Source organism: uncultured Friedmanniella sp. (assembly GCF_964244005.1).
Taxonomy (GTDB): domain Bacteria; phylum Actinomycetota; class Actinomycetes; order Propionibacteriales; family Propionibacteriaceae; genus Microlunatus.
In genome coordinates this window covers 1-20,030 of sequence record NZ_CAXTHG010000006.1, presented here as the reverse complement: position 1 = coordinate 20,030, position 20,030 = coordinate 1, and the positions used below count along the sequence as shown (strand labels likewise).

23 protein-coding genes are annotated in these 20,030 nt (G+C 70.5%); 11 read left to right on the top strand and 12 right to left on the bottom strand.

Going from position 1 to position 20,030, the window contains the following annotated elements:
- Window positions 1–256 precede the first annotated feature (256 nt).
- The 3 genes from ACFE76_RS05335 to ACFE76_RS05325 all read left to right on the top strand — a co-directional run bounded on the left by ACFE76_RS05335 (window position 257) and on the right by ACFE76_RS05325 (window position 2,330).
- Window positions 257–820, top strand: coding sequence for an RNA polymerase sigma factor (locus ACFE76_RS05335; RefSeq protein WP_375430711.1), 564 nt, complete (start codon window positions 257–259; stop codon window positions 818–820).
- An 86-nt stretch (window positions 821–906) separates the two neighbouring features.
- Window positions 907–1,899 carry a hypothetical protein gene (locus tag ACFE76_RS05330; RefSeq protein WP_375430710.1) on the top strand — a complete coding sequence of 331 codons (993 nt, stop codon included), beginning with the start codon at window positions 907–909 and terminating at the stop codon, window positions 1,897–1,899.
- A 299-nt stretch (window positions 1,900–2,198) separates the two neighbouring features.
- Window positions 2,199–2,330 (top strand): hypothetical protein, encoded by a 132-nt coding sequence (locus tag ACFE76_RS05325; protein ID WP_375430709.1) that lies wholly within the window; start codon window positions 2,199–2,201, stop codon window positions 2,328–2,330.
- Between the two features lie 228 nt (window positions 2,331–2,558).
- Here the strand turns inward: ACFE76_RS05325 and ACFE76_RS05320 are convergent, their stop codons facing one another.
- Entirely contained in the window at window positions 2,559–2,831 is a 273-nt protein-coding gene (locus tag ACFE76_RS05320) for a hypothetical protein (RefSeq protein ID WP_375430708.1), read from the bottom strand.
- 140 nt (window positions 2,832–2,971) lie between these two features.
- On the opposite strand from ACFE76_RS05320, the gene ACFE76_RS05315 reads away from it, so the two are divergent.
- From ACFE76_RS05315 to ACFE76_RS05305, 3 genes are read left to right on the top strand one after another with little or no spacing between them, the layout of a single operon-like run.
- Window positions 2,972–3,349 carry an ArsR/SmtB family transcription factor gene (locus tag ACFE76_RS05315; RefSeq protein WP_375430707.1) on the top strand — a complete coding sequence of 126 codons (378 nt, stop codon included), beginning with the start codon at window positions 2,972–2,974 and terminating at the stop codon, window positions 3,347–3,349.
- Window positions 3,346–3,993: a cation transporter gene (locus ACFE76_RS05310; RefSeq protein ID WP_375430706.1), complete on the top strand. Its 648-nt coding sequence runs from the start codon at window positions 3,346–3,348 to the stop codon at window positions 3,991–3,993. Before ACFE76_RS05315 ends, ACFE76_RS05310 begins: the two co-directional genes overlap by 4 nt.
- Window positions 3,990–4,919 carry a cation diffusion facilitator family transporter gene (locus tag ACFE76_RS05305; protein WP_375430705.1) on the top strand — a complete coding sequence of 310 codons (930 nt, stop codon included), beginning with the start codon at window positions 3,990–3,992 and terminating at the stop codon, window positions 4,917–4,919. Before ACFE76_RS05310 ends, ACFE76_RS05305 begins: the two co-directional genes overlap by 4 nt.
- Window positions 4,920–4,923: 4 nt before the next feature.
- On the opposite strand, the gene ACFE76_RS05300 is transcribed toward ACFE76_RS05305, so the two are convergent.
- Both ACFE76_RS05300 and ACFE76_RS05295 read right to left on the bottom strand, forming a co-directional pair.
- Window positions 4,924–5,460, bottom strand: coding sequence for a hypothetical protein (locus tag ACFE76_RS05300; RefSeq protein WP_375430704.1), 537 nt, complete (start codon window positions 5,458–5,460; stop codon window positions 4,924–4,926).
- A 517-nt stretch (window positions 5,461–5,977) separates the two neighbouring features.
- Complete coding sequence (locus tag ACFE76_RS05295; protein WP_375430822.1) at window positions 5,978–6,094, bottom strand: hypothetical protein; 117 nt, start codon at window positions 6,092–6,094, stop codon at window positions 5,978–5,980.
- A gap of 621 nt (window positions 6,095–6,715) precedes the next feature.
- Between ACFE76_RS05295 and ACFE76_RS05290 the strand changes: the two genes are divergently transcribed.
- Both ACFE76_RS05290 and ACFE76_RS05285 read left to right on the top strand, forming a co-directional pair.
- Window positions 6,716–7,021 carry a hypothetical protein gene (locus tag ACFE76_RS05290; RefSeq protein WP_375430703.1) on the top strand — a complete coding sequence of 102 codons (306 nt, stop codon included), beginning with the start codon at window positions 6,716–6,718 and terminating at the stop codon, window positions 7,019–7,021.
- Window positions 7,022–7,237: 216 nt separating this feature from the next.
- Complete coding sequence (locus ACFE76_RS05285) at window positions 7,238–7,909, top strand: hypothetical protein (RefSeq protein WP_375430702.1); 672 nt, start codon at window positions 7,238–7,240, stop codon at window positions 7,907–7,909.
- 20 nt (window positions 7,910–7,929) lie between these two features.
- On the opposite strand, the gene ACFE76_RS05280 is transcribed toward ACFE76_RS05285, so the two are convergent.
- The gene (locus ACFE76_RS05280; RefSeq protein ID WP_375430701.1) at window positions 7,930–8,736 is read right to left on the bottom strand and encodes a phosphotransferase enzyme family protein; all 807 of its coding nucleotides are present in this window, start codon (window positions 8,734–8,736) and stop codon (window positions 7,930–7,932) included.
- 29 nt (window positions 8,737–8,765) lie between these two features.
- Between ACFE76_RS05280 and ACFE76_RS05275 the strand changes: the two genes are divergently transcribed.
- Window positions 8,766–9,428 (top strand): hypothetical protein, encoded by a 663-nt coding sequence (locus ACFE76_RS05275; protein ID WP_375430700.1) that lies wholly within the window; start codon window positions 8,766–8,768, stop codon window positions 9,426–9,428.
- Between the two features lie 307 nt (window positions 9,429–9,735).
- On the opposite strand, the gene ACFE76_RS05270 is transcribed toward ACFE76_RS05275, so the two are convergent.
- On the bottom strand, window positions 9,736–10,209 hold the full coding sequence (locus tag ACFE76_RS05270) for a zinc ribbon domain-containing protein (RefSeq protein WP_375430699.1): 474 nt from the start codon (window positions 10,207–10,209) through the stop codon (window positions 9,736–9,738).
- Between the two features lie 199 nt (window positions 10,210–10,408).
- Between ACFE76_RS05270 and ACFE76_RS05265 the strand changes: the two genes are divergently transcribed.
- Window positions 10,409–11,185 (top strand): DUF4118 domain-containing protein, encoded by a 777-nt coding sequence (locus ACFE76_RS05265; RefSeq protein ID WP_375430698.1) that lies wholly within the window; start codon window positions 10,409–10,411, stop codon window positions 11,183–11,185.
- 52 nt (window positions 11,186–11,237) lie between these two features.
- Complete coding sequence (locus ACFE76_RS05260; protein WP_375430697.1) at window positions 11,238–13,229, top strand: purple acid phosphatase family protein; 1,992 nt, start codon at window positions 11,238–11,240, stop codon at window positions 13,227–13,229.
- Window positions 13,230–13,432: 203 nt separating this feature from the next.
- On the opposite strand, the gene ACFE76_RS05255 is transcribed toward ACFE76_RS05260, so the two are convergent.
- From ACFE76_RS05255 to ACFE76_RS05225, 7 genes are all read right to left on the bottom strand, one after another.
- Window positions 13,433–13,792: a Rieske (2Fe-2S) protein gene (locus ACFE76_RS05255; protein ID WP_375430696.1), complete on the bottom strand. Its 360-nt coding sequence runs from the start codon at window positions 13,790–13,792 to the stop codon at window positions 13,433–13,435.
- Window positions 13,793–13,805: 13 nt separating this feature from the next.
- Window positions 13,806–14,861, bottom strand: coding sequence for an amidohydrolase family protein (locus ACFE76_RS05250; protein ID WP_375430695.1), 1,056 nt, complete (start codon window positions 14,859–14,861; stop codon window positions 13,806–13,808).
- A 5-nt stretch (window positions 14,862–14,866) separates the two neighbouring features.
- The gene (locus ACFE76_RS05245) at window positions 14,867–15,604 is read right to left on the bottom strand and encodes an SDR family oxidoreductase (protein ID WP_375430694.1); all 738 of its coding nucleotides are present in this window, start codon (window positions 15,602–15,604) and stop codon (window positions 14,867–14,869) included.
- Window positions 15,601–16,311, bottom strand: coding sequence for a ThuA domain-containing protein (locus ACFE76_RS05240; RefSeq protein ID WP_375430693.1), 711 nt, complete (start codon window positions 16,309–16,311; stop codon window positions 15,601–15,603). Before ACFE76_RS05240 ends, ACFE76_RS05245 begins: the two co-directional genes overlap by 4 nt.
- A gap of 38 nt (window positions 16,312–16,349) precedes the next feature.
- Window positions 16,350–17,531, bottom strand: a complete 1,182-nt coding sequence (locus ACFE76_RS05235; RefSeq protein WP_375430692.1) for a Gfo/Idh/MocA family protein — start codon at window positions 17,529–17,531, stop codon at window positions 16,350–16,352.
- Complete coding sequence (locus ACFE76_RS05230; protein WP_375430691.1) at window positions 17,524–18,495, bottom strand: zinc-binding dehydrogenase; 972 nt, start codon at window positions 18,493–18,495, stop codon at window positions 17,524–17,526. Before ACFE76_RS05230 ends, ACFE76_RS05235 begins: the two co-directional genes overlap by 8 nt.
- Window positions 18,492–20,030 (bottom strand): hypothetical protein (locus tag ACFE76_RS05225; RefSeq protein WP_375430690.1); only part of this gene is annotated, 1,539 nt, incomplete at its 5' end. The genes ACFE76_RS05230 and ACFE76_RS05225, both read right to left, overlap by 4 nt.

Sequence of the window (20,030 nt, the reverse complement as noted above, 5' to 3'; positions counted from 1 at the left end):
CACCGCGATCCCTCGGGGCTCCCGTCGGGGCAGCTGGAGCGACGACTACTTCGTCCTCGGCATCGATGCCTGGGTCGACGCCACTCCAGCCGACCGGCGGCTCATCGTCGCCGCATCCTGGCCCGCCATCGGACTCCCGGGCGGCGAGGTCACGATCACCCTGGCGCCAGCGGACGACCTCGAGGCACGCGTGCTGCACCTGCCCTGCGCTCCCTTACCAGGGTGAGGATGGCCGGGTTGGCGGACATGGAGGGGTGTGAGCAACGGCGAGAGTGCGGAAGAGCGCTTCAGCGTGCTGTTCCGCCGCCACTACGACGAGGTGCTGCGATACGCCTTGCGGCGAACGGAGTCGGACGCGGCTGCAGACGCGGCGGCGGACGTGTTCGTGGTGGCGTGGCGCCGGCTGGATGAGATCCCGGCGGAGCCGCTGCCCTGGCTGATCGGGACAGCACGGAACGTCCTGGCCAACCAACGGCGCTCGCGCCAGCGGGCTGACCGGCTGCAGCTGCGCTTACGGGCCCAGCCGGGCCCTGAACGGTGGGATGTGGAGGACGGGCAGGAGCTGACCCGGCGCTGGTCGGCTGCCCTGCACTCGTTGTCGCCGGCCGACCAGGAGGTTCTGGCCCTGGTCGCGTGGGACGGGCTCACCGCCAAGGAGGCGGCGGCCTCCCTGGGCTGCAGCCTCTCCGCCTTCACCATGCGGCTCCATCGCGCCCGCCGCCGCCTTGCTGCCGGTCTCGGCCGAACCAACGCTCAGCCTGCCGTCCCCGCCGGCTCGAGCTCGGGCGTGGACACAACCATCACTGAGGTGACCCCATGACTCGATTTGCTGCACTGCCTCCCGAGGCTCACGCCCAGCTCCGCACGCTCGACCCAGCTGCCGACCGTCCGGAGACTGCTCCCGAGATGTTGGCCGAGCTCAGCTCCCGGATCGTGGCCGGGCAGGGGCTGGTCAGCGACCTTGGCTCGGAGACCGACCGGATCGAGCGGATCGACTGGTCGCCCGTCCCGCTTCAGGTCGGGCCACCGAGAAAGGCCCGCCGGCTGCGGATATTGGTGTCGCTCGCGGCCGCGCTGATCTTCGTCGTGCTAGCCGGGGTCGCCCTGTCCGGTCGGCTCGGCTCCGCGGGCCCGGTCGTCGCTGCGCCGCCATCCACCGGTAGCTCGTCCGTGCCGGCCCTGCAGCCGCTGGGCCAGGGTGAAAGCGCAGCTCGTGTCGTGGCGGTCACCTTGGACGGCAGTCAGCTCCGCCTGTCCTGGGACAACGGCCAGTGCATTCCGGAGGGGCTGACGAAGCAGCTGGTGCGGGTCGAGTCCCAGCCGACCACCCAAGGGCTGGAGGTGCTGGTGGTCGTCAAGGACAACCCGGTCGGGCAGCCGAAGGACGGGATGTGTCGAGGAGTTGGCGTCACCTCTCGCGTCACCTTAACCCTGGCAGCGCCTCTCGAGCCGGCCGTCGTCCTCGACCAAGCCACCACCCCAGCCACGCTCATCGCGGTTCCCAAGACCCCCGAGATCGTGCCGCCGGCTGCGCGCGCCTATCCGCCGATTCCTGACTCGCTCCTCGCAGAGCTGGAAGCGAGCGGAACCGAGGTGGCTCCGGTGGAGATCGATAGTGATGGCATTCCTTCGGCCATCACCAAGGCGTCGAACAACCTGGAGTACGTGACCTACGCACAGGTCACCGTCAACGGCTACACGAAAGCCGGAAAGCCCATCATCAAGGACCGCATGGTCTGGGTTCTGGTGTCCCAGGAGGGTGTTCAGATGGCCGCCGGTCCAGGTCCCGATCTCGATCCGAGCGCCACCCCTCGCAACCCGCTGACCCAAGTCGCTCGCACCGCCACCCTCGTTGACGCAACAACCGAGAAGTTTCTCTATGCCGAAACGATCCGCTGACCGGCGGCAACGCTGACCCGGAGGTCCCGGCAAGGGTGGCGCTGTCCCGGGCGAGCTCGGCGGCGGCTGCGCGGAGTGAGCTCGCTACACCCGTCTCGAGCATGTGCTGGTACGCCGCATCGCCGCGGGAAGCGGTGCGTTCGATGCCGTCGGCTGAGGCGAGCACTCGCGTCTGCACCGAGCGGAGCAAGGCCTCCGAGACGCCAGTCCAGCCGTAGCAGGAGAGCAAGAGTCGGAGCCGTCGGGCTCGGGGCGACAACGTCGCGCTTCGCTTTGGTGGGTCCATCACGGGCGTCGGCTTGGTCGCGGGCATGCTGTACGGCTTCGGGTCGGACGGACCCTTCACGGCGCCCCTGTCGGTGGTCCTGCTCCTCGTCGGGCTCACGCTGCTCGCGATCGGCTACGGGTCCCGGCGCCGCTACCGATCCTGAAGAGCCACGAGGTTGCCGGTCGAGTGGCCGATGGACTTCGTGTGGGTGAATCCCTTGCCTTGCGCAGCCTCGCGAAAGTCGGGGTAGGGCTGGTCCGAGCGGCCATGGTGGTCCTGATGGCCTCGCCGTACCGGGCGGTGGAGGCAGGGTCCGATGCACGCGTTGCGAGGCGCTGTGATCTATTCGCTGTCGTGCTCCGGCTCACAAGCCGCACGGGCAGGCCGGACGTCAGCTGTAGCGGTGGTTCTTCTCGGCGTGACCGGCCTCGCGGGTGCACGCTCGGCCGTTCATGGACTTGTGTCCACAGCGTTCGACCTCCGGCGCTGCCGTCGTGTCCGGAGCGACCTTGGTGGGTTGAGCCGGCTTGGTGCTTGGCGTCCGAGCAGCCGGGGCGGCCGGGCTGTCGCCGCTCGCGGCCGCCTCGCGGCGGGTGGGCCCGCTGGCCCGGTTAGCGGCGTACCTGGCTTCACGCATCGCCCGCTGGGCATCAACCTTGCTCATCGTCGGATCACGGCAGTGAGCCTACGACGCGGCACCGACACCGCTCCGCAGGGAGCGGGCCGACCGGTCACGGCCCCCGGGATCGACCTTTCCCAAGTTCAGAGCGCCGTGAATACACTCCTCCGTGTATCGTCGAGCACGTGCTGATCTCCTCGTCGACGGAGGCGCTGGCCCGGTTCGGGCACGCGCTGTCTGATCCGACCCGTACCAAGGTTCTGCTGACGTTGCGAGCAGGCCCGGCCTATCCAGCGGACCTCGCCGACCTGGTCGGGGTGAGCCGGCAGGCGATGTCGAACCACCTCGCGTGCCTGCGCGGCTGCGGCCTCGTGGTAGCCGTCCCGGAGGGGCGACGTTCGCGCTACGAGCTGACGGATCCGCGTATCGCCCACGCACTGGACGATCTGCTCGCGATGGTGCTGGTCGTCGACCCCGACTGCTGCGGCGAGTCCTACGCTGGCCCGGCTCGGTCAGCGTCCTTGGTGGACCCGGCCCTGGCGGGTGCGGTGACGCCGGTATGACGGTGCTGTCGCTCGGTCCCTCACCTGTCCGCCGGGCGGTGCTGTCTCGGCGGATCCGCTGGTTCGTTGCTGCCACCATCAGCTACAACGTGGTCGAAGCGGTGGTGGCGATGGCTGCCGGTACTCGGGCGTCGTCCAGCGCGTTGATCGGGTTCGGCCTCGACTCGGTGATCGAAGTGGCCTCAGCCGCTGCGGTGGCGTGGCAGTTCGCCGGCCGCGACCCCGAGGCGCGAGAGAGGACCGCGCTGCGGGTGATCGCATTCTCGTTCTTCGGCCTCGCCGCGTTCGTCACCGTTGATGCGGCCCGTTCCCTGCTCGGCGGGGGGACCCCCGAGCACTCCACCATCGGCCTGGTGCTCGCCGCGGTCAGCCTCGCGGTGATGCCGCTGCTGTCCTACGGCCAACGCCGCACGGGTCGCGAGCTCGGGTCGCGGTCGGCGCTCGCGGACTCCAAGCAGACCCTGCTCTGCACCTACCTCTCCGCGGTCCTGCTCGTCGGCCTGGCCCTCAACAGCCTGTTCGGCTGGACCTGGGCCGACCCGGTCGCGGCACTGGTCATCGCCGCCGTCGCCGTCCGCGAAGGGGTCGAGGCCTGGCGCGGCGAGGTCTGCTGCGCCGCGTGCAGCGTCAAGGACCGCCGATGAGCCCGCTCCACGACCACGACCACGGCAGCGCCGACCTGGTCGCCGCTGCGGACCGACGCCGGGTCGCCCTGGTCCTGACGATCACCGTGAGCGTACTGGTCGCGGAGGTGATCGGGGCCGTCTGGACGGGCAGCCTGGCGCTGCTCGCCGACGCCGGCCACATGCTCACCGACGCTGCCGGACTGGTGATGGCCCTGGTCGCCGCGCACCTGGTCACCCGGGCGCCGACCAGCCGACGCACCTGGGGCTACAAGCGGGCCGAGACCCTTGCTGCCGCCGCTCAGGCGCTGCTGCTGCTCGGCGTCGGGATCTACGTGCTGGTGGAAGGCATCCGCCGTCTCGTCGAACCGCCCGAGGTCACTTCCAGCGGCATGTTGATCTTCGGCATCGTCGGGTTGGTCGGCAACGCCGTCTCCATCTCGCTGCTCGCCGGCAGCCGGGGAACCAACCTCAACCTGCGGGCGGCCTTTCTCGAGGTGCTCAACGACGCGCTCGGCTCGGTCGCGGTGATCGTCGCCGCGGTTGTCATCACGACCACCGGCTGGACGCGCGCCGACGCGGTCGTCTCCCTGCTGATCGGGGTCCTCATCCTTCCGCGCACCGTCTCGCTGCTCCGAGACGTCGGCCGGGTCCTGCTCGAGTCCACCCCAGCCGGGCTGGATCTCGACGACATCCGCACTCACATCCTCGACGTCGCTCACGTCCAGAGCGTCCACGACCTGCACGCCAGCCAGATCGCCAGCGGACTTCCTGTCCTGACGGCGCACGTCGTCGTCGACGACGAGTGCTTCTACGACGGTCACCTGGCCCGGCTGCTCGACGACCTGCAGACCTGCGTGGCCACCCACTTCAAGATCAGCGTCGAACACTCGACCTTCCAGTTCGAGCAGGCCACCCATACCGAGCACGAGACCAGCCACCACTAACTGCTCAGGCGTTGGTGAGCAGCAGGACGACGGCCAGGACCGGGAACGCGGCGAGGACAAGGCCTGTCCCCAGAGCACCCGCCGAACGTTGGGGTTCCGTGCCGGTGCGGCCGGGCAAGAAAGTCACCGCTGGCGGGCTGTAGTGCAGGCCAACCCGCTGCCCGGCGGGGACGTCGAGCGTCGTCGTGGTCTGCCCGTACTCGGACACGTACTCGGCACTGATCGCGATCCGGTAGAGGCCTTCCCTGACGAGATAGGTGTTGTGCCCCCACTCCGCGGGAACCGGCTGACCGTTGAGCCGGACGCGGATCTCGGTGGCGAACGAGCCCAGGAAGGCCTTGCGGACGATGATCTCCACGAGACCGCGACCCGACTCGGCCGATGGAGTGACCGGATCGCCCACGAGGCGACGGATGCCGTCGTCCACCGGATCGTCCGGTAGCTCGGTCTGGCGCAGGACCTGCAGCCGCTGGGTGAGTCGACGGTCCTGCCAGCCCAGCCAGGCCGCGCCCAGCGCCAACAGGCAACCCGACCCCACCACCAGGGCGACGCCACTGCTCCAGCCACGGCCAGTGCTGCGGCCAGGACGGCGAAGACGAGGGCGTTCACCCTCAGGGTCGACCCACGCGCTGAAGCTCGTTGCTCAGCCAGCCGCCGCGCCTCTGCGCGTACGGCCTGGTCGTCGGGCAGGGGTCCGCCCCACGCCGCCGAGAACACGAGGTCGCGCTGGGTGGCGCTGAACGCGGCCGGCAGCATCGCCTTGGTTCGCTGCAGGGCACGCCGCCGGGCGAGGGCCGATGTCACGCCGATTCCGACCGCGGCGCCGATCCCGCCGACGAAGCCGCTGTGGAGGCTACTGCCGGGGCCGGCGTCGCCCACGGCTTCCGAAGCGCACCAGAGAACGGCCACCGTGCCGAGGATCGGCAACGCATACGACAACACGTCCCGACCCACCCGCCCAGCGCGATTCACGTCCAGATCATCAGGCAATCGCCCCCGGCCCGCGTGCAAGAACAGGTCACAGTTTCAGCACGAGTCAACGCACCAGCGACGTGACGTTACGAGGCGCTGCTGGTGAAGAGGACGTCGGCGTCCGGGCGCTGCTCGAGGTACGCGACGATCGCGTCGATGGTGGCCGTCCCGTACCCGCGGCCCTGGTACGGGCGGTCGATCAGCAGCTTCCACAGGAATTAGGGCCCGACCTGGTCATCGTCGATCGGCTCCGGAATGTTGTCGCTGATCATGACGAACCCGACCAGAGCGCCGCTGCCCGTGTCGTGTGCCGCCCACGCTCGGGGCGCCGGTCGCAGCTCGATCGTCGCCCTAGTGGTCCACTTTCTGTCCTCAGGCTTACCGCCTGCTTGGCTGCGTGGGCAACCACCGAGCGCAGCCTCTCCGGGCGAGCGGTTCGCGGGCACCGAGACGGTCGACCTCTTCTACCGCCCCAGCGAACGTTCGACCGGGCCTGGCCCGCGGTCCCGCCTGCCCGACAGAATGAGCAGGTGTTGGCTGACGAGATCGAGACGGTCGAGGTCTTCCTCGGATCGCACCAGCACCCGGATCAGCCCTTGTTCGGACCGCTGCCTGGTCGGCGATCCGGGAACGTCCTGGCCTATGAGATGCAGGCTCCTGCCCGGTTCGAGCTTTGGCCCGGACGGAGCCGAGTCGAGCGTAAGTACGCACTCCTCGACCTCGGCGTCTCGTTCGGAATCCCGTGCTGGTGTCGAACCACGCGACCGGACGGCACGGTCATCTCCATACCGGACGAGCAGCAGCACAGCTGGTACGTCGATCTGGTGAGCGTTTACCGTTACTCGGAGGACCAGTTCGTGCTCCGCGACCTCTACGCGGACGTCATGATCTGCGACGGCCGGGTGCCGAGGATGCTCGACCTGGACGAGCTCGCGGACGCGTGCACCCAAGGAGTTATCACCGTTGCCCAGCTGACGGATGGACTGCGCCGCTGGCAGCGGTTCCTCGATCAGCACCTACACACGTCCCGATTTCCCCAGCTCAAGCTGAGTGACTTTCCCCCCGCAGCCATCCAGCCGCTGGCGCAGATCGACGGTCTCCTGGGGGCGCCCGTCACGTGGCCCGAGTGACCCGATCTTCCGGGAATGCGACGTATGCGCGGCTGTCTCGCTTTTGAGGGCACCGTCGCGACCTCAGTAGAGCGGCCGGCTCGTGCTTGACTAACCTCGTCAACCCAGCTGCGGAGGGAAGCGATGGTTGGTCTGAGCGCGTTGCGGATGCGGCGGGTCGCGACGACGACAGCGGCCGGTGCGTTGCTGGTGACCTCTGCCTGCTCGGTCCTGCCCATGCCGGTTCCGATTCCGGTCCCTGTCCCGTGGTCGAAGGCCAGTCAAGCCCCTGCCACCAGCGGAACGTTCACTGCAGCCGGGTGGCGGCCGAAGAACCCGATCGACCTGCCGCCCCCCACCACGGACGCTCAAGACGCGGCCGCGAGAGCAGAGAACCTGCAGGCCCTGGCCAAGCTCGACGAGCTGCCGCACCCACCTCGCGTCCGGCTGATCCGTTGGACCACCATCGACACCTACGACGCGACCATGGCCACCTGCCTCAACGACGCCGGCTTCACCACCACCGAACCCGCACCCGGTGGTGGGCTCAGCTACGGCACCAATGGCATCGACGAGACCCAGGCCAAGGCCTACAACACCGCCGAGTACGTGTGCGCCGCCCGCTTCAGCCTGAAACCGAAGTACGCCACCGACTGGACCCCGTCCCAGCTCGGCCTCGTCTACGACTACGACTACGAAGCGCTCGCCCCGTGCCTTCGTGAGCGCGGCTACGCCGTACCGCCGGCCCCCAGCCGCGAGGACTTCATCCGTGACTTCTTCAGCCCGAACACCTCCCGCTGGGATCCCTACGCCGCGATCAGCCCGCCGGAACCGCTCAACCTCCAACAGGAGCTGTACGACAGCTGCCCGCCGCGCCCGCTCAGCCACGACCTGTACGGATACGCCTGAACCGCTGAACGAATGCCGCGTCACCCCCTCCTGGTCGGCGGGTCGGCGAGCAGCTGCTCGCGATGGGCCCGTGACCAGTCGACGTGACCTTGCAAGGTCTCGAGGTGGCCGTCAGCAACCCAGGTCCGTTGCGGCTCGATGCCCCGTACGGCGAGATCCCGGTCGACCTGGATGACCGCGACCTGGTGACGGATCACGGCGTCGACCAGCTGGGGCAACGGGCTGCTGATCCCGCCGTACGCCTCCACGAAGAGGGCCATCCGACGAGCTCGCCGAGGCGGCCGGGTGAAGCCGAGCCAACGCAACGCCTCCTGGTCGCCACGGAAGGGGGTGACGTACTCCAGGGCGTAGGCCACGTCGTTCATCGCCGGAGCCGGATGGGCGAAGTCCCAGTCAAAGATCCCGACCGCCTCGCCGTCGCGCCAGACCATGTTCCACGGTCCGGGGTCACCGTGGCAGATCACCTCGGCACCCGGCTGGGGCGGGATGCCCCACTGTGCGTCCGGCGGCGTCCATCCCCGGCTGGCGTCGTGGATGCGGCGCAGCAGGCGAGCGGCCGACCGCAGCCCACGCTCGGTGGCCTGGTGCGGCCAGCACGCGGGCCCGGCCTCTCCGTCGAGGAAGGACAGGGTCTCCACACCGTCGGCGATGCCCAGGGGTTCCGGGACGCAGTCCAGTCCGCGGGCGCGGAGGTGGGCCAGCACAGCGTGGACCGACGGCGTCCACGGATAGGCCGGACGGTGCACGACATCGCCGTCGACGGTCACCCGGTCGTGGCCGGCGGCGGGCTCGCTGCTGCTGCTGGTTCGCGCGGGCTCGGCGGTCACGCCACGACCGTAGCCGCGGGCTGCGACCGGTGGGTAGCGTCGCCGCCGCGACCCGACCCCTGGCCGACCCTGCCTCCCTACATCTACGGCACCACCCGGCTCGGCGACGACGACGTGGCCCGCGAGCAGCAGCTCGCGATGGCTCGGGCCGTGCTGGACAGCGGCGGACGTCCGCAGCACTATCGCGGAGAACGTCAGGCCGCTGGGGATCGCGTCGGTGGCGCTGGTCAGCTCAACCCGGTGGGGGAGCTGGCCGACGACTTGGTCAACGGGGACCGATCCTGGACGAGCTGCGGCGGATCGCCGACGAGGGGCTGGTCGGGCGCTTTCTGCTGGATATCTTCCCGTGGACCTCGGACGCGCCGCTCGCCGCACTTCGCGCCGGCCACCTCGACGGGCTCGTCGACGGCTTCATCACCCACGACAACCCGCTGCAGCTGCTCCGGGACGTCCCCGGCGCGGCGTGGAAGCCGTACCTGCAGCAGCGGGCCGCGGAGGTCGCCCCCATCTGCGAACGGTCGGGGATCGCGACCTGGGCCGAGTTCTGCTTCCGCTTCGTCCGCAGCACCCCGCAGGTGGTCGCGACGGTGGGATCCACGAGCCGGCAGGAGCACCTGGACGAGCTGGTGACCCAGAGCCAGGGTGAGGGCACGCTGCCGGCCGACGTCCTCGACGAGCTGGCCGCACGATAGCGGCGGTGGTCCGACAAGGTCGACGTGCACACCGAGGCCTGGACGATCTAGCGGCTGCCGTCCCCACTCCTCAGCGGCGGACAAGCGGCAACGCAGTAGAGGGTCAACGTCTGACGTGGCACTGGGGCGCGACTACCTCGGACATGGAGAGTCGATACAGGGCAGAGGATGCGGCTGGGTGCAGCCCGGTTCGGCCCTCGACGAGGCCCTCTCGTCGGATAGTGCCGACGGGTCGCTCCACAACAGCCCGCGAGGCTCGCGAGCGAGGGTGCCCGTCCAACCGTTGCCGGTCAGGATTTGTCGACGCTCAGACGGGCTCAAACCGGTACTGACAGAACTGACACTTCCGTGCGGCCGCCAGGACCTCATTGGCACACTCCGGACAGACCTTCTTCGCCGGGCCCGCTCGTTTCTTGAGATGAGCGAGGCCGAGACTCAGCAGGCTGGCGTACGCAATGACGTTGACTACTCCAATGAACGTGAGCAAGCCGAACGCTTTCTCGTTCTCGTCCAAGGGCCTGCCGAAGAACATGAGGAGGCCGGCGATGGCGCCCGCTGCGGACATCGCGATCGCGGTGTTCCTGACGCGGCTGTAGTCATCGGCTGCGGAGCTGCCCTGCCAGACGGATCCGCCGACGACGAGCATGACGACACCAGCGACACCCATAGTGTTGAGCACGGCGATGGACCGGTTGGTGGCCAGGGCGGCAAGCGTGGTGACCACGCCGACGACTCCATAGGCGAGCCGGATGCCTCCGATCAGACCTGAGAGTTCCTTCACGGGGTCGATCCTAAGATCCTGACTCCCCGCCCCCCCGAGATCCGGACGGACCGGTCGCCTATAAGTCCGGATCATGGCACGGAGGCGGTGTCGAGATCCGGCCGACCAGACAGTCTCCTTTCCACCGTCAGCCGATAATTCGGCGTCAAGGTTGGTCGACGGCGGTATCGACGCGGTCGAACCGGCGCACAGTGAAGGGATGAGCGTTCTCGAACCACCCTCGTGGATCGTTCGGCACAGCCTCGGCGTCTGGGTCGGAGCGGCGGTCGCCGGCCCTCTCGTGGCCGGACTGCTGACCCCCTTCCGCGGTTCCCTCGACCCGGTCCACGTCGCCCTCGTCCTCGTGCTGGTGGTGGCGGCGGTCTCCGCGCTGGGCCGGCGGCCCGCGGGCGTCTTGGCCGCGGTCACCACAGGTCTCGGCTTCGACTTCTTCTGGACCCAGCCGTACGGGAGTCTCGCGGTCGGCAACGCCTCCGACATCGCGACGGTGCTGCTGCTGGTCGCGGTCGGGACGGCGATCGAGCAGCTGAGCTGGTGGGCGCAACGCCAGCACGCCGAGGCCGACCGGCGGCTCAGCTATCTGCGGACCCTGCGGCTGGCCTCGGGCACCGCGGCGCCCGGCGAAGGCGCGTCCCAGCTCGAGGCAGCGTGCGCAGCGCTCACCGGCATGCTTGACGCCGACCGCAGCCGCTTCGTCCTCGGGGCCGGTGACGGCGCGACCACCCTGCTCCTCGACGGCTCGGTCACCCGGGACGGGGTCGTCCTGCCCGTCGACCGGGACGGGCTGCCGACCGACGACATCCTCACCCTGCCCGTCACCACCGAGCTCGGCCAGCCGGCCCACTTCGCCATCACCGCGTCCAGCCACGTCGCCCGCCCAACCGTCGAGCAGCGCCATGTCGCGGCCCTGGTCGCCACCTTGACCGTCGCTCAGCTGCCCGCGGCCCGGACCGCCGTGGCCGAGAGTTCACCATAGGTTGGCTATAGGTTCACCTCAGCCGCCGTCCAGCGTCGGCAGAATCGCCAGTATGCAGATCACGGGGACGGGCGAGCCGAGCACGATCGACGAGTACACCGAGTGGAACGCGCGTCAGCTCGCGTCGCAGAGCGTGAGCCGGCGCACCCTGCTCACCGCGGTGATGGCGGGGGCGGGCGGCTACGCGGCCGCCCAGTTCAAGCTGGCCGACGCCGCGTTCGCCGCGGGCGGTGGGACCGCCGGCACCAGCAACACCGTCATCTCGGGCCGGCACCTGTCGTTCGTCGCCGACTCCCGCGGTCGACCGGACAGCGCGATGGCCGTCACGGCTCAGCTGGTCAACCGTGACGGCATGCTGCCGCGGCGGCTGCGGGCCTTCGTCGAGCTGGGCACCGACGCCGGCCGTCTCGGGCACCGCGTCGAGGCCGAGATCGTGCACCTCGTCGGCCAGTACGCCATCCCGGGCGGTCCGGTCGGCAGCCAGTTCTACGCCAAAGCCACGCTGACTGGGCTGCGGCCGGACACCGTCTACCACTACCGGCTGCGGCTCTCCGACGGCGCGACCAGCGGCGAGGCGTACTTCACCACCGCTCCGGCGCGGCGCCGGGGCCACCACGACGTAGCGTCGCCGTTCACGTTCACGGCGTTCGCCGACGTCGGCACCAACAACGCCCCCACCGACCCGCGCTACGCCTGGGCCGACGACCCGGCGACGGTCAAGGCCGCCGGCGGCACCTGGCCGAAGGGGATCTTCGACAACAACTACTACAACGACGCTGACCCGGTCGCGGGGCTGACCGGCACCGACCCACACCCGGCGGCGACGCTGAGCAACCTGATGGCCACCCAGCGTCCGGTGTTCACCTTGCTCGCGGGTGACATCTGCTACGCCGACCCGGGCGGCAGCGGGCTGCCGGCCGACGACACCGGCGCGCTGCCGGGTTCGACGGCCAAGCCGGGCACCAACTTGTACAACCCGTACGTGTGGGACGTCTTCCTCAACCAGATCGAAGGCCAGGCGGCGTACACGCCGTGGATGTTCGCCACCGGCAACCACGACATGGAGCCCCTCTACGGCAACACCGCGTTCCTCGGCGACAGCCCGCAGCACGGCTACGGGGGGCACGCGTACCGGCTGGACCTGCCGAAGAACGGGCCGCGCGGCTGCCCGTCGGTGTACCGCTTCGTGTACGGCAACGTCGCCGTCATCTCGGTCGACGCCAACGAGCTGAGCAACGAGATCCAGACGAACAAGGGTTATTCCGACGGCGCCCAGCTGCGCTGGCTGACGAGCACGCTCAAGCATTGGCGCACCGACCCCGAGGTCGCGCCGGGGATCGACTTCGTGGTCGCCTTCTTCCACCACTGCGCCTACTCCACCACCAACAACCACGCCTCCGACGGCGGCGTGCGCGACGCGCTCGACCCGCTGTTCAGCAAGTACCAGGTCGACCTGGTGGTGCAGGGCCACAACCACCTGTTCGAGCGGACCGATCCGATCCGCGACGGGAAGCCCACCCGGACCGCCCCCGACGGCTCCACCGTCGACCCAGTCGCCGACGGCGTCACCTACATCTGTGCCGGCAGCGGCGGCCGGCCCCGCTATCCGTTCCGTCCGGCGCCCAGCGCCACCGCGCCCGCCCCGGACGGCGTCACCCCGGAGGGTCCGCAGCTGCTGCCCGAGGGCCAGCGCTACCGCGGCTACACCCCGCCAGGCGGGGCCAACTCCGCCGAGAACAACACCGAGAACGTGATCAACAGCTATGTCTGGTCCGCTGAGGGCACCGCGGTCAACGCCAGCGGCTATCCTCAGGGCACCAAGGTGCCCGAGGAGATCAGCTGGTCGCAGGTCCGCTACGACGACTACGCCTTCTTGGCGATCGACGTCGTCCCCGCGGCCTTCGGCAAGCCGACCACCTTCACCATCCGGACGCTCGCCGACGCACTGCCCGGCACCAACGAGCCGTACACCGAGATCGACCGGATCACCCTGCGCCGTCGGGCCGGCCAGGCCCGGATCGGGCGGCATCCCGGCCGCTCCTGAGAGACACGTTCTACGGTGCGGGCCGCTCTCGTCGGGCAGATCGCGCTCTCGACTCCCCGGCCTCACGGAGCGGCTGGTGGTACCTGATCAGCTTGTTCGCGCTGGTCGAATTCAAGATCCTGGTCGTCTTCTGGGCCGAGGCGCCCCGACCGGCGGGCCAGGACCACCACCGCTGAGCGCCTTCGGGTGTCGGCGGGGCAGCGTCACACCGCGGTGTGCACGTAGACCTCGCCGTCGCGGACCTCGACCGGGTAGCCGCGCAGCCGGGCGTCCGAGCCGGTGACCAGGTGTCGGCCGGTGACGAGGTCGAACTCCCAGCCGTGCCAGGGGCACTGCAGCACCTCGCCGTCCCGGCCGGGCTCGTAGGCGTAGACCGCTGAGGGCAGCAGCGTGCCGGTCACCCGGCCTCGGCAGACCGGCGCCGCCAAGTGCGGGCAGTGGTTACGCCAGGCCACCACCTCACCGCGCACCCGGTAGAGCCCGAGCTCCATCCCGCCCAGCCGGACCAGCAGCGGACCGCGTTCAGGGACGTCGGCGAGCGCGGCGACCCGGTGGGCGGTCACCCCGTCAGCCCGGTCATGCCGTCAGACCGTAGAGCTCGGCCGCCGTAGCGCCCATGATCCGGGCGCGCAGCACCGGGTCGAGCCGGCGCAGCGCCAGCCGCGGCTGGTCGCCGTCCCAGTGCGGATAGTCGGAGGAGAACATCACGGTCCGACCGGCGTCCATCATGGCCAGGATCTGCCCGAGGTGCTCCGGCTGCGACGGTTCCTCCAGCGGCTGGGTGGTCAGCCGGACGTGCTCGAGCACGTACTCCGACGGCAGCCGGCGCAGCCAGGGCACGGTGTCGCGCAGCGCCTTGTAGTTCTTGTCCATCCGCCACATCAGCTGCGGCAGCCAGGACAGCCCACCCTCGACGAGGACCACGCGCAGGGTGGGGAACAACTCGAAGACGCCTTCGCAGACCAGGCTGTTGAGCTGAGCCATCACCGTCAGCGGCAGCATGTTGTGCCACTCCAGGTAGCGCGTCGGATAGCCGACTGGAGTTGGTGGCCAGGCCTCCCCAGCGCCCTCCTCCCCGGGGTGCAGCGCCACCGGCAGCCCGAGCTCGGCCGCCGCGGCGTAGAGGGGGTGGTACTGCCGCTGACCGCACGGGGCGCGAGTGGTCGAGGCCATCAGCACCTGCACCATGTCGGGCCGGCCACCGACCCGGCGGATCTCGGCCACGGCGCCGGCCGGGTCGTCGGCGTTGACCAGCACCGAGCCGCGGAAGCGGGGGCTGACGCCCAGCCAGCCCTCGATGGTGGCGTCGTTGACCGCCGCGGCGATGGCGTTCAGGTAGTCGGGGTCCGTACCGAGCGGCAGCACGAAGGGTCCGGTCAGGACGGCGTAGTCGATGTCGTAGCGGTCGAGGTGGTCGCTGACCACGAAGAGCGGGTCGCTGGCGGGGAGTCCGCCGTTCGGCGGGATCGTGTCGCGGCGCAGCACGCCGCGCGGGTTCGCATAACCCGTGGTGGTGCCCAGACCGGTCGTGGTCCAGCGGTCGCGCCAGACCGGCGGCAGGTAAGGAGCAAGGTCGGGCAGCGACTGGTGGACGTCGGTGTCCACCAGCCGAGGCGCATTCCCCTCGCTCACCGGTATCAGCTCTCCTCGGCCATGCTCCGCAGCGCCCACAGCTGGGTCCGCCACCGGCGCGGCTGTTGCAGCGTCGCGACCACGGCCGCCGCGACGTCCTCGGCGGTCAGCACGTCCTCGAGCCAGGCGTCGCCCTCGTTGCGGCCGGAGCCGATGGCGAACTCGGTCGAGACCGCGGCCGGACAGAGCGTGCTGACCCGGATGCCCTCGGCCCGCAGCTCGCGGTCGACCGAGCCGGCCAGCCCGACCTGCGCGAACTTGGTCGCCGCGTACACCGCTTCGATCGCGCCACCGCGCAGCCCGGCCACCGAGCTGATGATCACCAGGTCGCCGCCGCCGGCCTCCCGCATCACCGGTACCGCCGCCCGGACGCTCCAGACCGTACCGAGGAAGTTGGTGCCGCTCATGGTGACGATCTCGTCGTCGGTCATGTCGAGGATGCCGCCGTAGGAGCCGATGCCTGCGTTCGCCACCATGCTGTCGAGCCGGCCCCAACGCTCGACCGCCGCCGCGACCAGCCCCCGGTTGACCTCGGGGTCGGCGACGTCGCCGGCCACGGTGACCACGTGCTCGTCGCCGATCTCGGCGGTCAGCTCGGCCAGCCGCTCCGCCCGCCGACCAAGCAGGGCGACCCGGGCGCCGTGCGCGACGAGCAGCCGGGCGGTCGCCCGGCCGATACCCGCGGTCGCCCCGGTGACGGCGACGACGGTGTCGGTGAGGTCGCGCTGCTCGGACGCGGTCATCGGCTGGCCCAGAGCAGACCGCGCTCGATCACCGTACGGACCGACGGGTGGTCGAGCACGTCGAGGCTGTGGCCGGGGGTGGCGACGAAGATTCGTCCCTCGCCCCACTGCCGGGTCCAGATCGCCGGCGAGGTGACGGGCCGGTGCCAGGGGTCGTCGGCGCGGGCAGCCAGCGTGGTGGTGGCCAGCACGTCGAGATAGTCGTCGTTGAGCACCCAGTACTGCTCGGTGACCAGGTCGAAGTCCTCGAGCCCGGCGACGATCGGGTGGTCGGCGGCGCCGGGGGAGATGTTGACGGTGTAGGGCAGGAAGTTGTTGGCCGCGCCGCCGTCCGGCTCGAGCTCGTGCGGCTCTTTCGGCGGGTGGCAGGCGAACTGGCCGCCCACCAGGTGCAGGTAGTCGGCGCTGTTGCGGAACGAGTCGGCGATCCCGCCGTGCCAGCCCGCAAGACCCGTGCCGGCCGCGATCGCGGTCCGCAGCCCGGTGACAGCGGCGTCGGACGCCGTCCCCATCGTGTAGCACTGCAGGATCAGGTCGGTCGTGGCCAGCTGCTCGGCGTCGGTGTAGACCTCGGGAGAGTCCTCGACCCGGACGTCGAACCCGGCGTCGCGCAGGTACGGCAGGAAGCGGTCGGTGGCCTCGACCGGGCTGTGTCCTTCCCACCCCCCGCGGACGACGAGGGCGGAACGGGGGGGAGCGGTGGGCATCGAGGCGGTTCCTGTCGGGGTGGGAGGAGTGGAGCGGGTCAGATGGAGGTCCAGCGCGACTCAGCGGCCGCGCTGCGTTCGACGGCGTCCAGCACGCGCTGTACGGCGAGGGCGTCGGCGAACGACGGCCGCGGCTGTTCGCCAGCGGCCAGCGCCCGGACGAGGTCGACGACCTGGTGGGTGAAGCCGTGCTCGTAGCCGAGACCGTGGCCGGGCGGCCACCACGAGCCGGTGTACGGGTGGTCCGGCTCGGTGACGACGATCCGGGTGAAGCCCTGGGTGCGCGAGTCGGCCGAACCATCGAAGAGGTGCAGCACGTTCATGTCCTCGAAGTCGAAGGCCAGCGAGCCGAGCGAGCCGTTCACCTCGATCCGGATCGCGTTCTTGCGGCCCAGCGCAAAGCGGGTCGCCTCAAACGCGCCGATCGCGCCGCCGTCGAAGCGGGCGGTGAACAGGGCCGCGTCGTCCACCGTGACCGGACCCCGGCCGGTGTGCTCGCCGCTGCCTCTCGCCAGCCCCGTGGCGTAGGCGTCGGGGTAGGGCCGGTCGTGGACGAAGGTCTGCAGCAGGGCGGAGACGCCGGTGATCGACTGACCGGTGATCCACTGGGTGGCGTCGACGACATGCGCGCCGATGTCGCCGAGAGCACCGGAGCCGGCCAGGGACTTGTCCATCCGCCAGGTCAGCGGCGCGTCGGCGTCGGACAGCCAGTCCTGCAGGTACTGGGCGCGGACGTGCCGGATCTCGCCCAGCCGGCCCTCCGCGACCAGCTGGCGCGCCAGGGTCAGGGCCGGGACGCGGCGGTAGGTGAAGCCGCACATGGCCAGCACCCCGTGCTCGGCGGCCGCCGCCGCGGCCTCGGTCATCTGCTCCGCCTCGGCGACGGAGTTGGCCAGCGGCTTCTCGCACAGCACGTGTTTGCCGGCCGCCAGCGCCGCCGTCGCGATCTCGACGTGGGTGTCGCCCGGGCTGCAGATGTCGACCAGGTCGACGTCGTCCCGCGCGACCAGCTCGCGCCAGTCGTCAGTGGTCTCGAGCCAGCCGAAGCGCTCCGCCGCCGCCTGGGTGCGCTCGGGGTCGCGTCCCGCCATCACCTGCAGCACCGGCCGCCACGGCAGGTCGAAGAAGCGTGGCGCGGTCGCCCAGGCGTGCGAGTGGGCCGCGCCCATGAACGCGGTGCCGATGATGCCGACCCGCAGCTCGCCGACGGGTTCAGTCATGCTGCTCCTCCTCGTGATCGACCACGACGACCGCCTTGACGAAGCCTGCCGGCTTGGCCACGGCGGCGGCGAACGCGTCGTTGATGGCGTCCAGTCCGAAGCGGTGGGTGACCAGCGGTCCCAGGTCGAGCTGGCCGGTGGCCAGCAGCGCCATCCCGGTGCTCATCCCGCGCATGATCACCGCCGGGTCCCGAAAGTGGGCGTTGACTAGCCGGAACGCCATCCAATTCCACTGCGCCAGCGGCACCTGACGCGGCTCCCCCTGGTGATAGCCGACCAGCACCAGCGTGCCGCTCATCTGGGTGACGTCGCCCATCACGTCGAGAGCGCCCTGGGCTCCGGTCACCTCGAACGTCAGGTCGACCCCGCGGCCGCCGGTGAGCCGGTGCACCGCAGCCTCGAGCGGTTCCTGGGTCACGTCGACGGTGTCGGTCGCGCCCAGGGTGCGGGCGAGGGCCAGCGCGTCCGACCGGCTGTCGGCGACGATCAGCTGGCTGACGCCGCGCAGCGCGACGAGCTGCTCGACCAGCAGGCCCATGAAGCCGGCCCCGATCACCAGCACCCGGTCGCCGAGCCGGACGTCGGCCAGCTCGACAGCGTTGCTGGCGCAGGCGATCGGCTCGAGCAGGCCGACGTCGGTCGGCACGCTCGCAGGCATCGGCCGACAGTGCTCCTGCGTGGCGGTCACGTACTCGGCGTAGCCGGCGCCCGTCGCCCAGACCCCGACCCGGTCACCGACGGCGAAGTCGGTCGCCTCGGCGCCGAGGCCCACCACCGTGCCGGTCACCTCGTGCCCGATCCGGGCCGGGTAGTCGACCTGCACCGTTCCCGTCCAGGGGCTCAGCTCGGAGGCGCAGACGCCGCAGGCCCTGACCCGGACCAGCAGCTCGTCCCGCGCCGGGGTGGGCACCTCGGCGTCGACCACCACGAACTGGCGCGGCCCCCGCAGCTCCGCGATCCTCACGACGTTGCCTGAGCCTGTCGGAGGGCATCGACGACCACCACGGTGTAGGCGCCGACCCGGCGCAGGGTGAGCGTGTGCCGACCGTCGACGAGCCTGACTTCGACGAACTCGTCGGGCCGGCCGGGCCGGACCACCCGGGCCTGGGTGACCAGCAGGGCGTCCAGCCGGACCCCCAGGGTCACGTCGGTCAGCTCGGTCACGGCGTCGACCTCGTCGTCATAGCCGTAGTTGACCAGGTGGCAGGCGACGGCCGTCGAGCCGGGTACGCGCTGCAGGTTCACGGCCAGGTCCGCGCCGACCACCACCTGGGCTCCGCGCGGCTGCAGCCCGGCGACGTCGGTGTCCGCGGCCCGGGTGAGGCCGGGGTGGGACCGCAGCCGCTGGGTCCGGTCCGGTGGCAGGTTCTGCGCCGGCTCCGCGGTGACGACGACCCGGCCACCGCCGTCGAGATAGGTCTCGAGCGCGCCGACCTGTGGCGCAGTCAGCCACCAGCAGCCGGGCAGCAACACCGTGGCGTAGCGGCTCAGCTCGGCCGCGCTGAAGCGGTCGGGCTGCAGCTCGCCGTCAGTCGCGAGCACGACGTCGAAGGGCGCCCCAGCCCGGCTCAGCGTCTCGGTCGCGACCCGGTAGGGGACCAGAACGGAGGCGTCGCGGGCGTTGGTCAGGTTGTCGCTCGCGTCGGCCCGGGCGATCAGGTCCCGACTGGAGGGCACGCTGTGCACCACGGCCAGCTCGTTCGCGCTGGCGGCGGAGCGCAGCCCGTCGGTGTCGGCGAGGAAGTGCTGGCACTCCACGAGCAGGTCGTGCGGGGCCCAGAACGAGTCCTGCTGGATGGCGCCCATCCAGGAGCCGTACGGGACCGTCATGTTAGCCCCGAACGCTGCCGCCTCGTAGAGGCTGAGCCGCATCCGGTCGTAGCCGCGGCCCACGCTGAGCGCCGCCGCCACCTCGGGCACCACTCCGCCGTACGGGTTCTCGACGACCACGACCTCGCGGCCCCCGGCGTGCCGGGCGAACGCGTCGGCGTAGCGGAACCACTCGGGCTGGCGGTCGGTGGTGTTGCGCATCTCGGTGATCAGGAAGTCGGTGTGCTCGGCCAGCGGCAGGTAGTGCGCGTCGAGGTTGAAGAAGTTGCCGGTGACCAGCACCTCCCGGCCGACGGACCGTCCGTACGCGCGGGCGTAGTCGGCGAGCTCGGCGAAGTGCCGCGCGATGGCCTGGCACTGGTAGGCGTAGTAGTGCCCGAACAGCGGCGAGGCCTGCTGGTCGGTCTGGAAGTCGTAGCCCTGGGCGAGCAGCCACGGCCCGTACGCGAAGGTCGCGAGGTCGACCCCGGCCAGCTCGTCGGGCTGTCGCTCGGCCGGCAGCGCCTGCAGGTACGCGCGGAAGCCCTCGCTGCAGTCGCGGCAGAAGCAGGCGCCGTACTGCATCGCCCCCAGCGGCAGCTCGGCCTCGTCCAGCTGGATGCCGTCCACTCCTGCGTCGACCTGGATCCGGATCACGGCCTTGAGGTACTCCCGCCAGACCGGGTTGTT

Bases quoted from the DNA above. Each gene is read 5' to 3' on its own strand.
- ACFE76_RS05330 (WP_375430710.1), top strand. From the start codon at position 907: ATGTTGGCCGAGCTCAGCTCCCGGATCGTGGCCGGGCAGGGGCTGGTC.
- ACFE76_RS05320 (WP_375430708.1), bottom strand. From the start codon at position 2,831: ATGAGCAAGGTTGATGCCCAGCGGGCGATGCGTGAAGCCAGGTACGCC.
- ACFE76_RS05310 (WP_375430706.1), top strand. From the start codon at position 3,346: ATGACGGTGCTGTCGCTCGGTCCCTCACCTGTCCGCCGGGCGGTGCTG.
- ACFE76_RS05305 (WP_375430705.1), top strand. From the start codon at position 3,990: ATGAGCCCGCTCCACGACCACGACCACGGCAGCGCCGACCTGGTCGCC.
- ACFE76_RS05285 (WP_375430702.1), top strand. From the start codon at position 7,238: ATGCCGGTTCCGATTCCGGTCCCTGTCCCGTGGTCGAAGGCCAGTCAA.
- ACFE76_RS05265 (WP_375430698.1), top strand. From the start codon at position 10,409: ATGAGCGTTCTCGAACCACCCTCGTGGATCGTTCGGCACAGCCTCGGC.
- ACFE76_RS05260 (WP_375430697.1), top strand. From the start codon at position 11,238: ATGCAGATCACGGGGACGGGCGAGCCGAGCACGATCGACGAGTACACC.
- ACFE76_RS05245 (WP_375430694.1), bottom strand. From the start codon at position 15,604: ATGACCGCGTCCGAGCAGCGCGACCTCACCGACACCGTCGTCGCCGTC.
- ACFE76_RS05240 (WP_375430693.1), bottom strand. From the start codon at position 16,311: ATGCCCACCGCTCCCCCCCGTTCCGCCCTCGTCGTCCGCGGGGGGTGG.
- ACFE76_RS05235 (WP_375430692.1), bottom strand. From the start codon at position 17,531: ATGACTGAACCCGTCGGCGAGCTGCGGGTCGGCATCATCGGCACCGCG.